Raw genomic sequence first — 18,115 nt, forward strand, 5'->3', positions numbered from 1 at the left:
ATAGTTTCCGGTAACACACCCGCCAAGCCTATGGTTGCTTGCAACTACGCTCAAATCGCGCGGGTTTTTTTATGCCTGCCATTCGCCAGTGCGTCAGTGAGATAAGGCGATGATAACCTTTAATAAACCCGCCATTTCCCCAGACGAACAAGTCGCCCTGTTGGAAGACCGGGGTCTTACCATAAACGATCGTACCGGGGCGCAGGCATTTCTGCGATCGGTCAGTTTCTTTCGCCTTACGCCTTACATGCGCCCTTTTCAGCTAGACAGCAACCACCAATTCGTACCCGGAACGGGCTTTCGCCAACTGGCAGAGCTTTATGACTTTGACCGGCGTTTGCGGCTGTTGGTTATGGACGCTATTGAACGCGCTGAGGTGGCAACCCGAGCACAAATCAGTAACCACATGGGGGCCAACTATGGCAGCCATTGGTATTTGCATTCAGACCATTTCAAAAATCAACACCCACAGACCCGCCTCTTGGATGATATCCGTGAAAAACAGCAACATCAGTTGCGCGACTTCCAACGGGAATGCACACGGATTGACCAGCTCAGAGCCTCTCCCGCCCGCAAACAGGCTCTCAAGCAACGACGCCAGAAAGAAAGCTATGCTCGACACTACGTCCTTACCTATACAGAGCCAGAGCTGATGCCTAACTGGGCTATGCTGGAGGAAATCACGCTGGGCACGCTCTCGCACCTTTACAAAAACCTGAGCCGCGACAGTGACAAGAAAGCCATTGCCAGAGCGCTGGCGCTCGAAGCGCCCCTGTTAGAATCCTGGCTGCACACGCTAACGGTTGTTCGCAACATCTGCGCGCACCACAGCCGCCTGTGGAACCGGGAGCTGGGCATCAAACCCGCAACACCCAAAAGCCCAAGAGTTTTATGGCCCTCGTACCTTAAAGACGACACCCGATCACTGCACACTCGAATAGCGGTGATATTGCCCATACTGCAGCACTTTATGTTGCACTGTGCACCACACGCCAGCTGGAAACAGCGACTATTCGAGCTGTGTGCGGAATTCCCTGACATTCCCCTGCAAGCTATGGGCCTGCCTATAACCTGGCAAAACGATGCCTTTTGGCAGCAATAACCCAATTACTGAGAAACCCATGACCAACAACGACATCGTCCAAAAGCTCTGGAACCTCTGCGACGTCCTGCGGGACGACGGCATCAACTACTCGGACTATGTGACCGAACTGGTCCTGTTGCTGTTCATTAAAATGGTGCACGAAAACACCGAAGCCGGCACCCTGAAAAAACACCCCCTCCCCGAAGGCTGCCGCTGGGCCGACCTGAACAATAAAGGTGGCATCAACCTGCTGAACGACTACAAGCGCATACTGCTCAGCCTCTCTACCGGCCGAGACGGCGACGGCACCGAAGTGCACAACGACCCGCTGATCAGCGCCATTTACGCCGATGCCCAAACCCGGCTGCGCGAACCCCGCCACCTGGAACAGATGATCAAAACACTCGACCAGATCGACTGGTTCAGCGCCCAGAAAGACGGCCTGGGGGATCTGTACGAAGGCCTGCTGGAAAAGAACGCCAACGAAACCAAATCCGGTGCTGGCCAGTACTTCACCCCGCGTGCGCTGATCAACACCATGGTGCAGTGCCTGAAGCCCCAACCCGGCGAGCGCATACAAGACCCGGCCGCTGGCACCGGCGGCTTCTTAATCGCCGCGCACGAATACATCAAAAGCCAGACCGACGATCTCTATGAACTGACCGCCAAAGACAAAACCTTCCAGACCACCCAAGCCTACACCGGCATTGAACTGGTGCCCGGCACCCGTCGACTGGCACTGATGAACTGCCTGTTGCACGGCATGGAAGGCGACGAAGAAGGCGTGATTCACCTCGGCAACGCCCTCGGCCAACAGGGCGCGAACCTGAGCAAAGCCGACATCATTCTCGCCAACCCACCGTTCGGCACCAGCAAGGGCGGCGATGCCAGCATCACCCGCGACGACCTCACCTACAAGACCAGCAACAAACAACTGGCCTTCCTGCAGCACATCTACCGCAACCTCAAACCCGGTGGCCGCGCCGCCGTAGTGTTGCCAGACAACGTGCTGTTTGAAGCCGGTGTCGGCACCGACGTGCGACGGGACCTGATGCACAAGTGCAACCTGCACACCATTCTGCGCCTGCCCACCGGCATCTTTTACGCCCAGGGCGTGAAAACCAACGTGCTGTTCTTCACCAAAGGCAGCGCTAAAGACAAGCATCAGGAAGAAAACAGCACCGAGAACGTCTGGGTCTACGACCTGCGCACTAACATGCCCAGCTTTGGCAAACGCACCCCCTTCGGCGAACCGCACCTCAAACCTTTTGAAGCCGTCTTTGCTCCCCTCGCCGCTTCCGGGGGAGAGGGGGAGGCAGCGCAAGCCGCCCATCCAAAAGGCCGCACCGAAGGCGAATGGAGCTTCCATTCCGACAAAATCGACCTTCCGGAAGCCGCCAAAGCCACCGACGAAAACCAGGGCGTTGATGAACGGATGATTCACAGCCGCTGGCGGTGTTTCTCGCGTGAATGGATAGCCGACAACAAAGGCGACTCGCTCGATATTGCCTGGTTGAAAGACAGTGACAGTGTGGATGCCGCTAACTTGCCAGAGCCGAGTGTGCTGGCCGGTGAGGCGATGACTGAGTTGGTGCAGGCATTGGGCGAATTGGATGGGTTGATGCGGGAGTTGGGGGCTGAGGAGGAGGCTGATGGGCAGCGAATACTTTTGAAAGAAGTTCTGGGTGAGACTCAATGACTAACAGCTTCAACCCCGCTGGGTGGTACTCTACGACATTGGGTAGTATTGCCACATGGGGCTCCGGCGGTACCCCTTCACGGAAGAACCCTGAATATTACGGTGGAGATGTCCCTTGGGTTAAAACAGGTGATCTCGGCCCAAAGGTCCTGTCTACTGCGAGTGAGTACATCACAGAACTCGGCGTTAAGAAGTCCAGTGCCAAGTACTTTCCAAAAGGGTCGGTAGCGATAGCCATGTATGGCGCAACTATAGGAAAGACCTCGATCCTTGGCTTTGATGCAACGACAAATCAGGCATGTGGGGTCGGTCTGCCAATACCGGAGATAACCGATAGTAAATTCCTGTATTACTTACTGCGAAACGAAAAGGATGCTTTCATTGCCAAAGGAAAAGGAGGTGCGCAACCGAATATTTCTCAAACTCTGATTAAAGAGCATTCGATTGCCCTCCCACCCCTCGCCGAACAAAAAGTCATCGCCGACAAACTCGACACCCTGCTGGCCCAGGTCGAAAACACCAAAGCCCGCCTCGAACGCATCCCGCAAATCCTCAAACGCTTTCGCCAGTCCGTGCTGGCTGCGGCGGTTAGTGGGCGGTTACTAGGCGAGGGCGAGGCATATAAGTTAAACTGGCCGTCATTAAATTTGGCGAAACTCTGTATCAGTGCGTTTGATGGACCGTTTGGTTCTAAACTCAAATCATCAGACTACACAAGTACCGGCATTGGTGTCGTTCGGCTTGAGAATATCAAGCACCTATATTTTGACAGAACCAAGAAAACTTTCGTTAGCGAAGAGAAGTACCACTCACTGGAGAAAAATAAGCTTGAAAAAGACGATGTGCTGTTTTCATCCTTTGTAGATGAGGAGATCCGCGCTTGTCTATTTCCATTTGATAATCAGCGATTTATCAATAAGGCCGATTGTTTTTGTCTTCGAATTGACACTGAGATGGCCGTACCTAAGTTCTTCCTGTATGTGATCACATCACAATTTGCTTACACGCAAATAAAGGAACATGTTCAGGGGGTTACACGCCCTAGAGTTAACTTAAAGATCTTAAAGTCATTAGAGTTTCTAGTCCCTCCCATTTCAGAGCAGAAAGAAATCGTCCGCCAAGTAGACCAACTCTTCACCCAAGCCGACCGCATCGAACAACAAGTCAATAACGCCCTTGCCCGAGTCAACAACCTAGCCCAGTCCATCCTCGCCAAAGCCTTCCGGGGTGAACTCACCGAACAGTGGCGCAAAGACAACCCAGACCTGATCAGTGGCGAGAACAGCGCCGAGGCTTTACTGGAACGCATCAAAGCAGAGCGAGCTGAGGCGAAGCCCGCCAAACGCTCAAGGAAAGCAAGTGCATAACCACCGCAATCACTAACAGGGAGTTTCAACAATGGACCAACAATTACAGCAACTGCATCACAGCTTGAACCAGCGGCTGCAACGGCCAGACGAGCAATCGGATATCGAGTTCTGGTTTGCCCGGGACTTGCAGCAGCCACTTGGCTACGCGCGCTGGGAGAATTTTCTCACGGTGATCAATAAGGCCATAGCGGCTTGCACCGGCACGGGAATAGCGGTTGAGCATCATTTTCGTGGCGTCACGAAAATGATCGCGCTCGGCAAGGGTGCGGAGCGCCCGGTAGACGATTTCATGCTCACCCGTTACGCCTGCTATCTGATCGCCCAGAACGGCGATGCAAGGAAGTCTGAAATCGCCTTTGCTCAAAGCTATTTCGCCGTCCAGACCCGTAAGCAGGAGATCATTGAAGACCGTATGAAGCTGCAGGCCCGAATGGAAGCCCGAGACCGCCTGCGTGAATCGGAAAAGGCATTATCACAGAGTATTTATGAGCGAGGTGTCGACGATACCGGGTTTGGCCGAATTCGATCAATGGGCGACAAAGCGTTATTCGGTGGCCGTACCACGCAAGCCATGAAGGAGCGCTATGGCATCGTGAAAGCCAGACCGTTAGCCGACTTTTTGCCAACCCTGACCATAGCGGCCAAGAATCTGGCTACTGAGATGACTAACCATAATGTGAATCAAGATGACCTTCAGGGCGAGCAGGCCATCACCCGTGAACATGTGCAGAATAACACCAGCGTCAGAGGCATGCTTGATCAGCGTGGCATTCAGCCAGAACAACTGCCTGCAGAGGAAGACCTTAAAAAGCTGGAACGAAGGGTCAAGGCAGAGGAAAAGAAGCTAAGCAAACAAACGCCGGGCTTGCCCAAGGGGGATGAGACCTCCTAAGCCTCATGCGAGTTATGTGGGGTACAACTGGTCAGCGCTTTATTCCTTTTCCAGGCCAAAAAGCGTTAACACTGAGTCATAAGACACAGTGTGCTAGTATTTACAGGCTTAGTTCAGTTACACCATCATTGACAGGTGGCTCGTGGGAAAACATATAAACATCAAAGAGGTAGAGTCGAGCCTTCTGGGAGTTGGGTTGTACACTCCTGCCGAGGCGGCGGCTTACACTGGCATTGATGCAGCGCAGGTGCGCCGCTGGCTGTTTGGCTATGCGTCTGGCGGAAAGCACCATGAGGGCCTTTGGCACCCTCAATTGGAAGGTGACCTTGAACAAGCCCTGAGTTTCCATGACTTGTTAGAAATTCGCTTTGTGCATGCATTCCGGCATCACGGTGTCAGCTTGCAGGCCATCCGCAGGGCTTCCGCACACGCCCGGGAAACGTTCAACCAGCCATACCCCTTTACCTGTAAGCGCTTTCAAACAGACGGGCGCAGTATTTTTGCTACTGTCTTGGAGGAAACCGGCGATGAGTCCTTGCTGGATCTTGTCAAAAGACAATATACCTTTAAACAAGTGATCAAACCCTCGCTCTACCGGGGTATCGAATACGACAACGGCAAAGCCCTACGCTGGTACCCGCTAAGCCGCAACCAGCATGTGGTTCTTGACCCTAGTCGTAATTTCGGCAAGCCGATTCTCACAGGAAGCGGAATGACAGTCGATGCCATCGTCACGGCCTGGCACGCTGAAGGACAGGAGGCGCGACGTGTTGCCGCGATTTACGAAGTGCCCTTAGCTGAAGTGGAGGCAGCCATTCAGTTCGAGCAAAGGACCGCTGCTTGAAGTTTTTACTGGACAACAACTTACCACCTTCCCTCGCGAGAGCCCTCAATGAACTGTCTTCAAGCGAAGGCCACACCGTCGTTCATTTGACTGAAAAGTTTTCCCGTGACACACCCGATATCGAATGGATCGGTACCCTAAAGACCGAAGGTGATTGGGTTATAATCTCTCAGGATCAATTTAAAAAAAGCGATCTGGAAAAACAGGCATTTCGTCGGTCAGGATTAACCGTGTTTTGCTTGGCTAAACACTGGAGCAGCGTTTCGTATTGGGAAAAGGCGCATCAGATCGTCCGTTGGTGGCCATCAATCATGGCTCAATCTGAACTTTTAGTCGGCGGAGCCGCGTTCCGAGTACCATGGAGGTATGCGGCAAAGGGACGATTTGAACAGATAAAATGATCGATTGAATGGCAAGAATCTCACTACTGATTACGATTTTGATCCACCGCAATCAACTTACCTGAAATTGCCAGGGTCACTGGGTTAAGAAAACCTGTGCAGCCGGGTTGATACCAATATAGGGAACTGGAAACCTCGAGGGCAATGTCCATGTCGCTGAAGACTGGGTTAAAGCCAGGGGCTTGTTTGACCGTGCGTATCAGGAGAGTTAGGGCAGCCCTCCAGTCCGGCACTTCATCACGTCAGGGTAGCATTTGACTCGGCCTCTGGCAGCGCTAAACTGTTGTATAAACCTAAAGTTTGCAGGTAAGAGCCGTGCCCACCGGAACTGTGAAAGCTAAAAAAGCCTATTTTGCCAAGGTGCGTCGCAAGAACTACATTGCCAGTCTGCGGATTGAAGGCTTTGATGTCACAGGGCATACCGCCGGTGACGAACTCCCCTCAAAAGCAGCGACATTGGCAACGTACAAACGCAAAGCAATGGCCTGACGTTGGACAAATACGGTACCGGGCAAGACCCATCCTGCTAAGCTGGTACCGATGTTCTGATCAACAACCTGAATATCCCGGATGCAGCCATTCTCGAAAACGCAGAACGCGATCTTACTGAGATTGCTGCGGCGCAGATTGAATTCACTCCCCCGCCTTATGATTTTGATTTTCTGAAGCAGCTGCATCGAAAGCTGTTCGAAGGCGTCTAACCGTGGGCGGGGGATATTCGGACTGTCGATGTATCCAAAGGAATAACACGGTTTTGCACTATCAGTAGAGTCGACCAGGCTTACTCGGAGGCGAGTGAGCGCTCTCTCTGATATTTTCTCCAAAGTCGCTGATCTTGATAGTACAACCATCCCACGAAAGCAGGTACGAACCATATAGCAGAAACGAAATCAGTAGTATCGAGCCAGAGTCCATCGATGTGCCCCCGGAAGCCAAGCGCCACTTGAGTCAACAGATGGATGCAAAAAATGAACATGCCCAGGCGAAGATAGTAGCCAGCTGTTAAAGACCTACCCCAAAATCGGCGCCTTTTAAATTGCCGTCTGATGCTTTTTTGCACTTTGCTCCTCATTAGTCAGGCTCCCCCCTAAGTTGCTCCCTGCGCCTCCAATTGAAGTCTCTGCAAAACTGACCGAACAGCAGCATGCTAGCCAATAAAACAATCCATCCATAATTTAGAGCCGCAAACGCAGAGAGTTGACTTAAGATAGCGTTACCTGCTATCCCAACCACAATTTGTAGTAACCACCACTTGAAGTAATACCCAATGGTAAGCGGCTTGCCAACAATCAGATAGGTGCGGTCCAGAGTAGACGTCCTTTTTGGTGTACCATTTTTCATATCCTAACTTCCCTTTAGTTCTGATCACAAAAATCTGAAATATTGTCAGGCGCCATTCGAGCCTGGTTGATCACTAACAAATGTTCACTGGGTAGCCGCACTCCAAACACCAGGGGGCTATGCAGTTTAAGGGCGAATTGAACAAATAACATGAGTGATTGCAGGTACTGACATAGGGAGCCTCTGCCTGTTAACTGAACCGGACCACGGCTGGAGGCTCACTAACGGTTGGCTTTCTACTCATGAGCCCACTTAAAGCGTCGCTTGAGGTCATTACAAAACTTCATGTCTAAAAGCTCACGGTGTTGCAGTTGTCCCACTAAAATGCCCGGTGAAATATTCATATCAGCCGCAAATTCACAGATCCGCTGCTTACTGAACACACCTTCTGCGATAAATGCCATAAATGCCTTGGGCGGTATCAGCTGAGTCTCGGCAAAGCGGTTAGCTTCCTGCTCTTTCTCCGCATCCAGACCATTGGCTCCTTCCAGAAACATCTCCTTCTTTCCATGCAGTAAAATGTGCCCGGCTTCATGAAAAAACGTAAACCAAAGGTGGTCATCGCTCTTGTATCGCAGGCTGAGATGAATGACCGCTTTGTCTTTATTGAGCCATCGGGTTGCACCACTGACGCTCGTTTTGGGCAAGGCGGGAACAAATACGACGGCTACACCTGCCTCGGCACATAAGCGCTGCAGTTCGGGCACAAAATGATCCGGGTCTACCGTGGTCAACGACCGAGCCTGCTCCAACACGGTTCGAAAGTGGCTTTTATCATAAGGTTCACAAACAATCGCGGAAGCCTGCAGCTCACCCTGGCGCAGCCAGGCTGACACTGCCTCCGGGAAAATTTCGTGTGTGTTGTGCTGACGATAAGCAATGTTCAAATTAGGCCACATTTGCTGCCATTGCTTCACTTGCGCAATGCCAAAGAAATTGAGCAATTCCACCAACTGCGCTTTTTTGTCGGTAGATTTGTTGATCCAACCTAACTTGACCATGTCATTGACGGGAATACGCTTCAGCCAGTCCAGGTCATTGGCTAACTGCTCTTCTTCGGCCAACCTTGCCAAAACCTCCCGGTAGTTGGCTTCCAGATTAAGCCAATAGTCACAGGGCATGCCCAGCGCTCGTTCGAATTTGATGGCCGTATCTGGAGTGATTGACGCTTTAGCCTTCGAGATAGCAATGAGATGCTTAGGGGTCAGACCGGTTCGATTGGCCAGCTCTTGCTGGGTCATGCCCCGGATTTCGAGCTCATGTTCAAGGACTTCGCCTGGGGTTACCGCGTAGTCGGGACTGTATTCGTTCAAGTGGTTACCCATGGGTATCCTCCACGCCTTTGATCTTGATGGCTGACACCTGAGTCCAATCCAACCCTCCCTCTGGTCGCATTGGGAGAGGGTCATGGTTAGGAATAAAGGTCAGCCGGTATGGGTGATCAAGGTCGAGTGATAATTGGCCTTTCCGGTTACCTGTCAGCTCATGACAGCGGTGAGGCGGACTGTACGGCGGTGCAAAGGCAGCAAGGCTGGGCGCCGCCCTCAATTGGGTCATGAGTATCTTCAGCTTTTTCGTGCGACGATCACCAAATGCCTTCTCCATGGTCTTTGCTTCACTGAGCTGTTTCATGAGCTTTTTGGAAGAAAAAGCAATATCCATAAAAAACATTAACCTATCTGGTTAATAAAATATCATATACCTAGATAAAGTAAAAGCCGCTGCCCGATAGAAAACCGCTTCTTGCCATGCTCTGATCGGCTACCCACACCTCATGGGCACAGAGATTTACAGTTGACTGAAAAATTTTCCAGGAGTGTGTCGGGTTCAGGAGGGGGCACCGATTCGAGGGAGCAGTGGAAGCCTCGATGAAATGCACAACGGCTATGGCGCCGACCGGGAAATCCCAATCCACTTGCCGATGACTATAGCCAACTACCCGTCAGCCAGACAATATGGCTTATTGGTTTTGTGACTGATCCACCACAATCAACTCATCCAACTCAAACCCTTCCGCTTCAGCCCGCGCTCTGAACTGCGCCATCGCCGTCTCACTCACCTGAGGCGTTCGCGACAAAAACCACAGCGTGCCCCGGTCCGAACCTGTCAGGTACGCCTGGCTGTAGGCTTCCTTATCCAATTCAAACACCACATAAGAGGCGTAAAAAGGCCCGAAGAACGACACTTTTAAGTGCCCAACATCTCGGTCACCGACAAACACAGCCCGGCCTTCGGCTTGCTGCCATTCGCCTTCCGCTTCTTTATAACCGCGGTTCAGCACACGAATGCTGCCGTCTTCGTTCAGGCTGTATTCTGCGGTTACATTGCTCAGGCCGCGTTCAAACCGATGATCGAGCCGGGCTATTTCGTACCAGGTGCCAAGGTAGCGGTCGGGCTCAAACCCGGCGACCGGTTCGATTCCTTTGGGTAGGCCGGTGCAACCGGCCAGGAACAAAAAGAGCAGTATTAGGGCGAGCCTTCCTGATGATGTCATGGCGGTTGTCCTTATTAGATTGTGTCTGTTTCACGGATCATGCTGACGTTGATCTGGTATAGCTCATGGCATGCGTTACAGCCATATGGCTTCCTGCTCCAAGGCCAACCCGAGGCTTTGCATGGTCTCTATCAGGTGCTTCAATTCAGGCTCTTCATCCAACAGGCCTTCAAGCCCCTGTACAGCGGCTCGAAACTCCCGTTGCGTATCCTGCCAGAGGGAGTTACTGCCGAAGCGTTGCAGTTTTTGGTGCCAGTCGGGCATCAGCCAGAAGCGGGCGCGCGGGCCAAGCTGCTGTTTCAACCTCAGGTAGTTTTGCAGGCCGACACCATCGTAATCCGGAAACAAGGTGATGGTGCTGTTCTTCTGTTGGGCCAGCCAGTCAATCAGGTGGTTGCGAAGGTGACCACTGTACCAGGCCAGGCTTATGGCTTCGCTGCCTGGCAGCCAGTCGGTCCGGTCGAACAAGGCCTGGTTTTCAACCAGCCAGATCGGGCTTTGGGTGCGCCAGATCGCCTCGGCCGTGGGGCTAATGGCGAGCACGCCGGCACCCTGGGTTTGGGTCTGCGCATTCAAATCAAGGGTGTGGCCCTGGTCGTGTTGCCACTGTGGCTGGCGGCGAGCTTTTAGCAGCAGGTAATACTGGTCGTGCCCGTGTGCACGACCTTTACTGGAACGTGTGTGGCCCATGTTGGCGGCACGTGCGGGCAGGGTGTCATCCGGCGTTGTTCCGGCCAGTGGTGAGAGTTCAGCCAGGTGCTGTTCGACGATGCCCGGGCGCACTATTCGATACACGCGGCCACGGCCGCTGCGTTGCTGTTGAACCGCGCCGGTTCGCTGGCTGAATGCGTCCAGTGCGCTTTGTTGTGACACCGTTAAAGCCGAGGCAGAGACGAGGCCGCCCTCGGCGTTGACCAGTTTGAGCAGGGCGGCTCTGAGCGCTGTGTTCATGGTGTTAGCTCATCTTCGGACAACGGCTCAAGAATTTGCCAGCTGTCCCGACTGATGTGGTTCTGGCCCTGGTGATGGTGGATCGGCACGCAATAGCGCACCGTGGTTAACGGCGCTGGTGAGGCAAAGATCAGCGCGAAACCAAAGTCCTGCGCGGTGGCGATCAGGCTGGTCTGGTTGCGGCTGTCCAGTGCCAGGGCTTCGTCAAGATAGCATATGGCGTGCACGGCATGACGTTTGTCTTGCATCAGGTGCAGCATGGCGAGACCGGTAATCAGTTTGGCCATCAACACGGTGCCGTTGGAGGCGGCGCTGTCTATGTCTTCGAAGGATTCGGGTTTCTGGTCTTTCTTGCCCACCACAAACACCAGCCGAAACAGGTCAGACACTTTCAGGCCCTGACGGGCGTTGCCCTCATCAATCAGAATTTGTTTGGCGCGGTCGAGTTTGGCGTCGTCGAGCACGCTTTGCTGGTTGAACAGTTCGAAGCTGTCGCCGGTGTTCACCTGATTCGCTTTGTCGATAAGTACGTCGATGGCTTCGACCAGATGCGGTTCATCCTCGGCCTCAATCTTGAAGATGTTGAGGTCAGACAGTTGACGGTGACCGATCAGCCGATTGAAGCTGTTCATTTTGCTCTGAAAACTTAGCAGGCCATCGCGCAACTCACGCAAGCTCGCGGTTACGTTGACCACGGCGCTTCGGGCTTTCTTTTCGAGTGCTTCGTGTTCCTGTGGCAACTGATGGCTGAAGTCGATGATGCGCTTCAGTTCCTGATCTCTGGAATCGCTGTACTGGTATTTGGTCAGCCCGCCAGCATGGAGTTCGCTCAGGCCCGCATTCAGACCGCTGTTTAGCCGTTGCAGGGTGTGACAATCACTCTGGTAGTGCTTCAAATGGTCCGCCAGCTGCCCCAGCGTCCAGTCCGCTTCACCCAGCCACCGGTGGTGGGGCAACTCACTGAGATAGCTGTACTCTTCGGCGGTATCGGCGCGGTTATCACGCAGTTGAGCAATGCTGCGATGGTCCTGCTGCAGATCGTCCTGTTTGCGGTGGACGTCGTTTAACCTGCCTTGTAGCTGGTCGCTGTGCTCCCTGGCCGTCTCCAACTTGTGGGTCACTTCTTCCAATTCACCGGTGGCGTCCTCTTGCTGTACCTGTCGCTCCGGTTCGTTCTGCTTCAGAGTCTGTAACTGATCGAAATCGGCCAGATCCTGCTCGTGTTGTCGGCTTTCCCGGGCCAGGGCTGCTTTTCGATCCTGTGATTGCTGTAACGATCGGGCGGCGTCGAGTTGTTGCGCCAGATCGCTGAGCTGGCGCTCCGTATCGGCGATCTGTTCGTCGAGTTCAGCTGGCGTCAGTTGCTGATGTTGCGGGCTGAGTTCATTCAGGCTGAGATCGAGCCCGGCGAGGTTTAGGCGGTCCGGCGACGTCCCTGTTAACGCGGTGCGCAGGGCTTGCACATCCAGCTTATAAGCTTCGGGGGGCAACACCTGGGCCTGACCATTAAGCACCCGGTTGAGTCGCTCAAGATCGTCGGCTGGCAACTGCTGGCTGAGCGTCAAATAGAGGTTGTCGTTCAGGTGCCGTTGCTGTTGTTTCAGGGTGAGCAGGCGTTGCTCCTGCTCTTTGCGGGCGCGTTCAATCACCGCCGGTGAACGCCCGTCTGCCTGGGTCAGTATGGTGGTGATCTGTTCCAGTTCAGCCTGGACTTGCCGGTACTCCTGTTCCAGTACGGAGCGTTCATCAATCAGCGCAAAACGCTGTTGCAATGCATCCTGTTGAGTTCCTTGTTTTTCCAGTTCATTCAGTTGCGTTTCCAGCTCAAGTTGTCGCCGGGTCAACTGGCGGTCCCGGTCGGTCAGTGCCTGCTTCTCCTGGCCTAGTGCTTCAACTTCGGCTAGTAGCCGCGCGGCTTCCTCTTCATAGTGCGCCTGCCAGAGAGACAGCCCTTCATCGATGCGCGGGCGCCAGTCGATGAGTTTGCCGCGCAGTGTCAGGCGTGCCTCGTAGTCTTGCTCCATCGCTTCAATGCGCTTTACCTGATCTTTCGCGGCCAGATACTGGGCCCGGTCGGCATTGACGTCGTAAAAGGCTTTGTCCCATTCCTGCTTGAAGTCGATGTCGGCATCCGGCAGGTCGCGCCGGAATATCTGCAACAGATACGTTTTAACCTCGGTTGATGACAGCTTGTCGAGGCGCAGAGTACGGGTGAGTACTTGCTGAAACACTTTTGAGTCGGAGGCGTTTTCCAGCTTGAATACCGTGAAATCGGGCTCAACACTGCGCCGCTTCTGATTGCCGCCGTAGATTAGCCGGGCGAAATCGGCGGCGTCGTATTGAAAAACCGTTCGGCCCTTACTCGCCAGGTGGGTATTCAAGTCCGGTTGTTGAACCAGAGTGCCCTGCTCCTGGCGAAAATCATCCAGTTTCAGTTCGCCTTTGTAGGCAAAATAGACATAGTCGTTGCTGGCACCCTTGCCAACACACCCGAAGACAACGGTACCCGTTTGCGGCAACACCACCTCCAGTAGAACGTAGGCGCTGTTGTTGGGAAAGTAAAAGGAGCGCGTCTTAGCCCAGTCGTGCGAGCCGAAATCCATGCGCCTGCGGTCGATGATGAGCAGGAACTGCAGGGCGTTGATCAGGCTTGTCTTGCCGGTGTTGTTCGGGGCGATCAGGGAAACGGCGTCGTCCAATGGCAGTTCGGCACGCTGATAACCGGCACTGCCAAGCAGCACCAGGCGCTGAAATCCGTAGCGAATCATGGGGTGTCCTCTTCTGGCTCATCCACGTCCGGCACAGTCGTCTCGTCCGTTAACTGTTCAGCTAGTGCTTCGAAATGGTCGAGATACCGACAGACGGCTGGCAACAGTTGCCAGTGACCGGCCTCACGCCGGGCAAAGCCAAAGGTTTCGGCGCGTTCCATCAGGGCCAGCAAGGCGTCGACATCCAGCCCTTCGGCCTGAAGCAGCTCCTGGTGGTGTTCACTGGCGGTTGTGAACAGGGCGCGGTCGATGACCCAGTCGCTGAAACGATTCAGCGCTTTGCCTGCGTCGGCCTGGGTGTCGAAAATCACCATAAACAGCAAGGCGAACTGACGTGACTGCTGGCTGAGGGTGGTGCTTTTTTCGTCGGTATGAAACCAGGCGAAACCGCGTCCGTCGATGCGCAGTTCATAGCCCAGCGCCTGAAACAGTGCCGCGTACGCCTCTTGCTCCTGTTCCAGTTCAGCCCACAAAGCCGCATCAGACAGCCGGTTCAGGTGTTTGCCACTGTTAAAGTGTTTGAACAGGTCGGCCAGGTGCACCAGACGAGTCAGGTCAATGGCTTGAGTCATTCGGTACCTCGTTTTGCGACGGCGTTCGAGCTTCCAGCCGGTGCGGATAATACAGCACCCGGACTGACTGCAATGGGGTGCGGGTTTCATCGGCTTGCAGACGCGCCTGCCAATCGGGTTCGCGCACCAGCTCATGGTAGAGACGCAACAGGGTGGCGTCTTTGAGTTGCGGGTAATGTTGCTGCAGCCAGAGCAGCAGGTTCTCCACCGGCAAGGCTCGCGCCAGCGCCTGCTTCAGGCGCGGTTCATCGACCCAGTCGCTGAGATCAGCCGGGTTGCCGGCCAGGGCTTCGGGAAAGGTTTGTACCTTGGGTTCAAATTGCAGTGCATCGGCCATCAGGGTGCGAATCTCGTCACCCAGATGCACCAGGGTACGACGTTCGCGTTGCCAGCTGGGCAGCGGCTGCGAATTACCGGTCGATCGCAGTGCCGCTTTGAGGCCGCGCTTGCGTACCCGGCCCAACAGCGTGCCGATGGCACTGGAGAGCACATTATGCTGCCGGGCTTCTTCGCGCAGTGGTAACAGCGTGTCCGAACATTGATGGGCCACGATTCGCCCGAGACGACGCAGCTCCTTCGCTTGCTGGGCAACCTGTCGCAACTGTAACCGCTGGGTGTAGAGCGCCCCGCGAATGGCCAGTGATTCTTCAGCCCGATCCAGTGTTTGCACCGCCAGTTTGAGGTGAGGGTAGAAGGTACCGCCGAGACCGCTTTCCATCATTTCGTTCATCGGTTCTACGTAGTGATCGTAGGCATCCAGAACGTCACGGTAACGTCGCGCGATGGGCATGGAGGCATCGCTTGCCTTGGCTTTTTCGGCCAATTCCAGAATGGCATGCCGGTCGGCATCCAACTGGCGGGTGATCTGCCGGAACAGGTCCGACAGACGCGCGGCGCCGGTTCGCACACTGTCCATATCCTGCTGGTCGACGCCCTCGGCCAGCAGCGCCGTCGCCTCTCGGACAGCCTCGACCCGGGCTTTGAGCACCGCCGATAAACCCAGTTCATGCTCTCGGGTCAGACCGCGCACAAAATCCAGCACCAGCGGGTTAATTTGCCAGTCGTCAGTTCGGCTTAACGGCTGCAGCAGATCAGCGGTGCACAGTGAGCGCAGAATGGCCGCCGGTTCGGTGGGATCGTCACTGCCGGTAAAACGCTCGATCACGGCCAGCAAGTGAGGCGGCTCAAACGCCGGTAACTCACGCGATTGCCGACACAGAGTTTCGATGATGTCCCAATGGCGGTGCAGCTGGAATATCAGGCTTTTGGGCGAAGCCATGCGACGTCAGTCCTGTGAATACGATAAACGTTGAGCGATTATGCCAGAGTTGGGTGCGTGCTGTATGTTGAAGTCACAGACTGTGAACCGCTCAGGAGCTTGGTGACAATGTCTTCAACGTTTAACGCCTTGATGGACCGCATTCACCGCTGTCAGGAGTGCGCCCACCACTTGCCACTGGCGCCCAAACCCATCCTGCAGGCAGATCCCCGCGCTCGCATTCTGATTGCCGGGCAGGCGCCCGGGCAGCGTGCCCATGACAGCGGTTTGCCGTTTGACGATCCCAGTGGTGATCGGCTGCGCCGCTGGCTGGGTGTCGACCGCGAGACTTTCTACGATCCGGCCCATTTTGCCATTGTACCCATGGGCTTTTGTTTTCCGGGAAAGGTACGCAGCGGTGACGCGCCGCCACGCCCGGAATGTGCGCCAAACTGGCGCGAACCTCTGCTAAAAGCGTTGCCCAATATTCAACTCACGCTGGTGCTCGGCCGCTATGCCTTGGCGTATCACTTGCCGCAATTGGGCGCCACGGTAACCGGGGCTGTCGAGCAGTGGGAGGATGTCTGGCCGGAATACCTGCCACTGCCGCACCCCAGCCCTAGAAATCAGGCCTGGTTCAAGCGCAACCCGTGGTTTGAGGAACAGGTTCTGCCCAGGCTTCAGGCGCAGATCTCGACACTGGTGCCGAGTGGTGACTGACATGCTGGCCTAATCGGCCGGCGCTTCGCGGTACCGGGCCAATATCTGTGCAGCGACCTGCCTGTATTCTGGAGATTGGAGCACGCTGTCTATGCGCGTTAGCATCTCTAGAGCATCGGGATGAGCAGAATGAATGCCGACGTGAAATGGAATGCTGGCGTTGGGTATGAACCTGACCGGTTCAAAGGCAATTTGATCGTCATAACCCAGCTGTTTGGCGATGTGTACCGCCTGCTCGGCGGGCATCACCATAAAATCACCGGCTTGCCGTCGCACCAGCATGTGCATCATGGTATTGGTATGACCCAATAACAGGGTATCCAGGCTAGCCGGTATATTGTCCCGCTCCCATTCAGCTCCCTGTTGGCCGATGAAGGTCAGGCCTTGCAAGTCTTCAAAGCTGCGGGCTTGCTCAAGGCGCTCACGCTGAGGGTGGTCGCGACGATAAATCAGGTAGCCAATGTCGATATGAAACAGCGGTGTCTGGCTGAACAGCGCATAACGGCGGCGGTCATCGGACGGGTAGGTCACAAAGCCGTCGATCTGGCCGGTTTCCACAGAGCGTTGCATCCGCACCCAGGGACCGGCAGTCATCGTTAACGAGGTGTCAGGCACGCGGTGGAACAGCTCAGCAGTCAGCTCCGGGATAATGCCCTGCGCTCCCTCTGCTCCTACGTCACTGATGGGGGCTTCGCCTTCGGCAAACCCCATCGTCCAGCCCTGAGCCCATGCTTGCAGGCCCGTCGCCCCCAAACACAACACCACCAATGGCCAGACCAAGGCTTTCCGACAACGATTCATTCGCCGTAAAACCGGCCCATTAAGGGCGCGGTTTGATCGGGACCATAGGCTGAGTGTCATTCGATATTTTGCACCTGCTCACGCATCTGTTCGATCAGCACCTTCAGATCTACCGACGCTTGGGTTACCCGGCTGTTGGTGGCTTTGGACCCCAGCGTATTGGCTTCACGGTTAAATTCCTGCATCAGAAAGTCCAGCCGTCGACCAATAGCGCCTTTCTGGTTGAGAATGTGCCGAACCTCTCTGGTATGGGTCACCAACCGGTCCAGTTCTTCTGCCACGTCGGCTTTCTGGGCGAGCATGACTACTTCCTGCTCCAGCCGCTCCGGGTCGAGGTCCACCTGGAATTGCGCCGCTTTGGCATTCAGGGTGTCGCGGAAGCTGGCGACCCAGCCGGGCATTTCCTCGCGCAGTACGTCCACGATCGCATCAATGTCATCGAGCCGGTCGCTGATCATCTTGCCCAGCTCCTGACCTTCACGCTGGCGGTGTGCCATGAAGTCGGTAAGGGCAGTGTCGAACAAGCCCCGCATGGCGGTGAATACCGCCTCCATATCCACGGCTTCCTCGGCGAGAATGCCCGGGTATTGCAGCAGTGCCAGGGCATCTGGCATGGGGCTGTCGGCGACATTGTCTCGCACCTTGTGCAGGGCCGCGTTCAAAGCTTGCAATCGTTCCGTATTCACGTCCAAACCGGCACTGGCCTGGTTTGGATAGAACCGCAATTGAACGTCGACTTTGCCTCGTTTGACCTGTTTTTTCAGTGCCTCTCGCAGCGGCATTTCCACCGGTTTCAGGGTATCGGGCTGGCGAAACGTCGGCTCCAGGTAGCGGTGGTTCACCGAACGAATCTCGACCGACAGGGTACCGAAGGCGGTGTCTTCTTCACGCCGCGCAAAGGCGGTCATGCTGTCGGTCAT

At 54.9% G+C, this 18,115-nt stretch carries 17 protein-coding genes; 8 read left to right on the forward strand and 9 right to left on the reverse strand.

What is annotated here, in order from left to right; genetic code table 11:
• Positions 1 to 109 precede the first annotated feature (109 nt).
• The 7 genes from G565_RS0106945 (at position 110) to G565_RS26725 (ending at position 6,779) form a co-directional block, all read left to right on the forward strand.
• On the forward strand, positions 110 to 1,102 hold the full coding sequence (locus G565_RS0106945) for an Abi family protein (RefSeq protein ID WP_028670275.1): 993 nt from the start codon (positions 110 to 112) through the stop codon (positions 1,100 to 1,102).
• Between the two features lie 19 nt (positions 1,103 to 1,121).
• Positions 1,122 to 2,783, forward strand: a complete 1,662-nt coding sequence (locus G565_RS0106950; RefSeq protein ID WP_028670276.1) for a class I SAM-dependent DNA methyltransferase — start codon at positions 1,122 to 1,124, stop codon at positions 2,781 to 2,783.
• On the forward strand, positions 2,780 to 4,150 hold the full coding sequence (locus tag G565_RS0106955; protein WP_028670277.1) for a restriction endonuclease subunit S: 1,371 nt from the start codon (positions 2,780 to 2,782) through the stop codon (positions 4,148 to 4,150). Before G565_RS0106950 ends, G565_RS0106955 begins: the two co-directional genes overlap by 4 nt.
• 31 nt (positions 4,151 to 4,181) lie before the next feature.
• On the forward strand, positions 4,182 to 5,045 hold the full coding sequence (dinD, locus tag G565_RS0106960; RefSeq protein ID WP_028670278.1) for a DNA damage-inducible protein D: 864 nt from the start codon (positions 4,182 to 4,184) through the stop codon (positions 5,043 to 5,045).
• A 196-nt stretch (positions 5,046 to 5,241) separates the two neighbouring features.
• Complete coding sequence (locus G565_RS0106965; RefSeq protein ID WP_211227138.1) at positions 5,242 to 5,889, forward strand: DUF433 domain-containing protein; 648 nt, start codon at positions 5,242 to 5,244, stop codon at positions 5,887 to 5,889.
• Positions 5,886 to 6,290 (forward strand): PIN-like domain-containing protein, encoded by a 405-nt coding sequence (locus G565_RS0106970; protein ID WP_028670280.1) that lies wholly within the window; start codon positions 5,886 to 5,888, stop codon positions 6,288 to 6,290. Before G565_RS0106965 ends, G565_RS0106970 begins: the two co-directional genes overlap by 4 nt.
• Positions 6,291 to 6,605: 315 nt before the next feature.
• Positions 6,606 to 6,779: a YhfG family protein gene (locus G565_RS26725; protein WP_157600017.1), complete on the forward strand. Its 174-nt coding sequence runs from the start codon at positions 6,606 to 6,608 to the stop codon at positions 6,777 to 6,779.
• A 1,088-nt stretch (positions 6,780 to 7,867) separates the two neighbouring features.
• Here the strand turns inward: G565_RS26725 and G565_RS0106995 are convergent.
• The 7 genes from G565_RS0106995 to G565_RS0107025 all read right to left on the reverse strand — a co-directional run bounded on the left by G565_RS0106995 (position 7,868) and on the right by G565_RS0107025 (position 15,695).
• Positions 7,868 to 9,040 (reverse strand): HigA family addiction module antitoxin, encoded by a 1,173-nt coding sequence (locus G565_RS0106995; protein ID WP_342662974.1) that lies wholly within the window; start codon positions 9,038 to 9,040, stop codon positions 7,868 to 7,870.
• Positions 8,949 to 9,302 carry a type II toxin-antitoxin system RelE/ParE family toxin gene (locus G565_RS0107000; RefSeq protein ID WP_211227139.1) on the reverse strand — a complete coding sequence of 118 codons (354 nt, stop codon included), beginning with the start codon at positions 9,300 to 9,302 and terminating at the stop codon, positions 8,949 to 8,951. The genes G565_RS0106995 and G565_RS0107000 overlap by 92 nt, the downstream gene beginning before the upstream one ends.
• A gap of 289 nt (positions 9,303 to 9,591) precedes the next feature.
• On the reverse strand, positions 9,592 to 10,125 hold the full coding sequence (locus G565_RS0107005; RefSeq protein WP_028670285.1) for a lipocalin family protein: 534 nt from the start codon (positions 10,123 to 10,125) through the stop codon (positions 9,592 to 9,594).
• A 75-nt stretch (positions 10,126 to 10,200) separates the two neighbouring features.
• Positions 10,201 to 11,076 (reverse strand): DUF7281 domain-containing protein, encoded by an 876-nt coding sequence (locus G565_RS0107010; protein ID WP_028670286.1) that lies wholly within the window; start codon positions 11,074 to 11,076, stop codon positions 10,201 to 10,203.
• On the reverse strand, positions 11,073 to 13,844 hold the full coding sequence (locus tag G565_RS0107015) for a hypothetical protein (protein ID WP_211227140.1): 2,772 nt from the start codon (positions 13,842 to 13,844) through the stop codon (positions 11,073 to 11,075). Before G565_RS0107015 ends, G565_RS0107010 begins: the two co-directional genes overlap by 4 nt.
• The gene (locus G565_RS0107020) at positions 13,841 to 14,416 is read right to left on the reverse strand and encodes a condensin complex protein MksE (protein WP_028670288.1); all 576 of its coding nucleotides are present in this window, start codon (positions 14,414 to 14,416) and stop codon (positions 13,841 to 13,843) included. The genes G565_RS0107015 and G565_RS0107020 overlap by 4 nt, the downstream gene beginning before the upstream one ends.
• The gene (locus G565_RS0107025; RefSeq protein ID WP_028670289.1) at positions 14,400 to 15,695 is read right to left on the reverse strand and encodes a hypothetical protein; all 1,296 of its coding nucleotides are present in this window, start codon (positions 15,693 to 15,695) and stop codon (positions 14,400 to 14,402) included. Before G565_RS0107025 ends, G565_RS0107020 begins: the two co-directional genes overlap by 17 nt.
• Before the next feature lie 108 nt (positions 15,696 to 15,803).
• Here G565_RS0107025 and G565_RS0107030 point away from each other — a divergent pair, with 108 nt between their 5' ends.
• Positions 15,804 to 16,394, forward strand: coding sequence for a uracil-DNA glycosylase family protein (locus tag G565_RS0107030; RefSeq protein ID WP_028670290.1), 591 nt, complete (start codon positions 15,804 to 15,806; stop codon positions 16,392 to 16,394).
• A 9-nt stretch (positions 16,395 to 16,403) separates the two neighbouring features.
• Here the strand turns inward: G565_RS0107030 and G565_RS0107035 are convergent, their stop codons facing one another.
• Both G565_RS0107035 and G565_RS0107040 read right to left on the reverse strand, forming a co-directional pair.
• On the reverse strand, positions 16,404 to 17,195 hold the full coding sequence (locus G565_RS0107035) for a substrate-binding periplasmic protein (protein WP_157600018.1): 792 nt from the start codon (positions 17,193 to 17,195) through the stop codon (positions 16,404 to 16,406).
• 56 nt (positions 17,196 to 17,251) lie between these two features.
• Complete coding sequence (locus G565_RS0107040; protein WP_028670292.1) at positions 17,252 to 18,115, reverse strand: YicC/YloC family endoribonuclease; 864 nt, start codon at positions 18,113 to 18,115, stop codon at positions 17,252 to 17,254.

Source organism: Saccharospirillum impatiens DSM 12546, assembly GCF_000423605.1.
Lineage (GTDB): Bacteria > Pseudomonadota > Gammaproteobacteria > Pseudomonadales > Natronospirillaceae > Saccharospirillum > Saccharospirillum impatiens.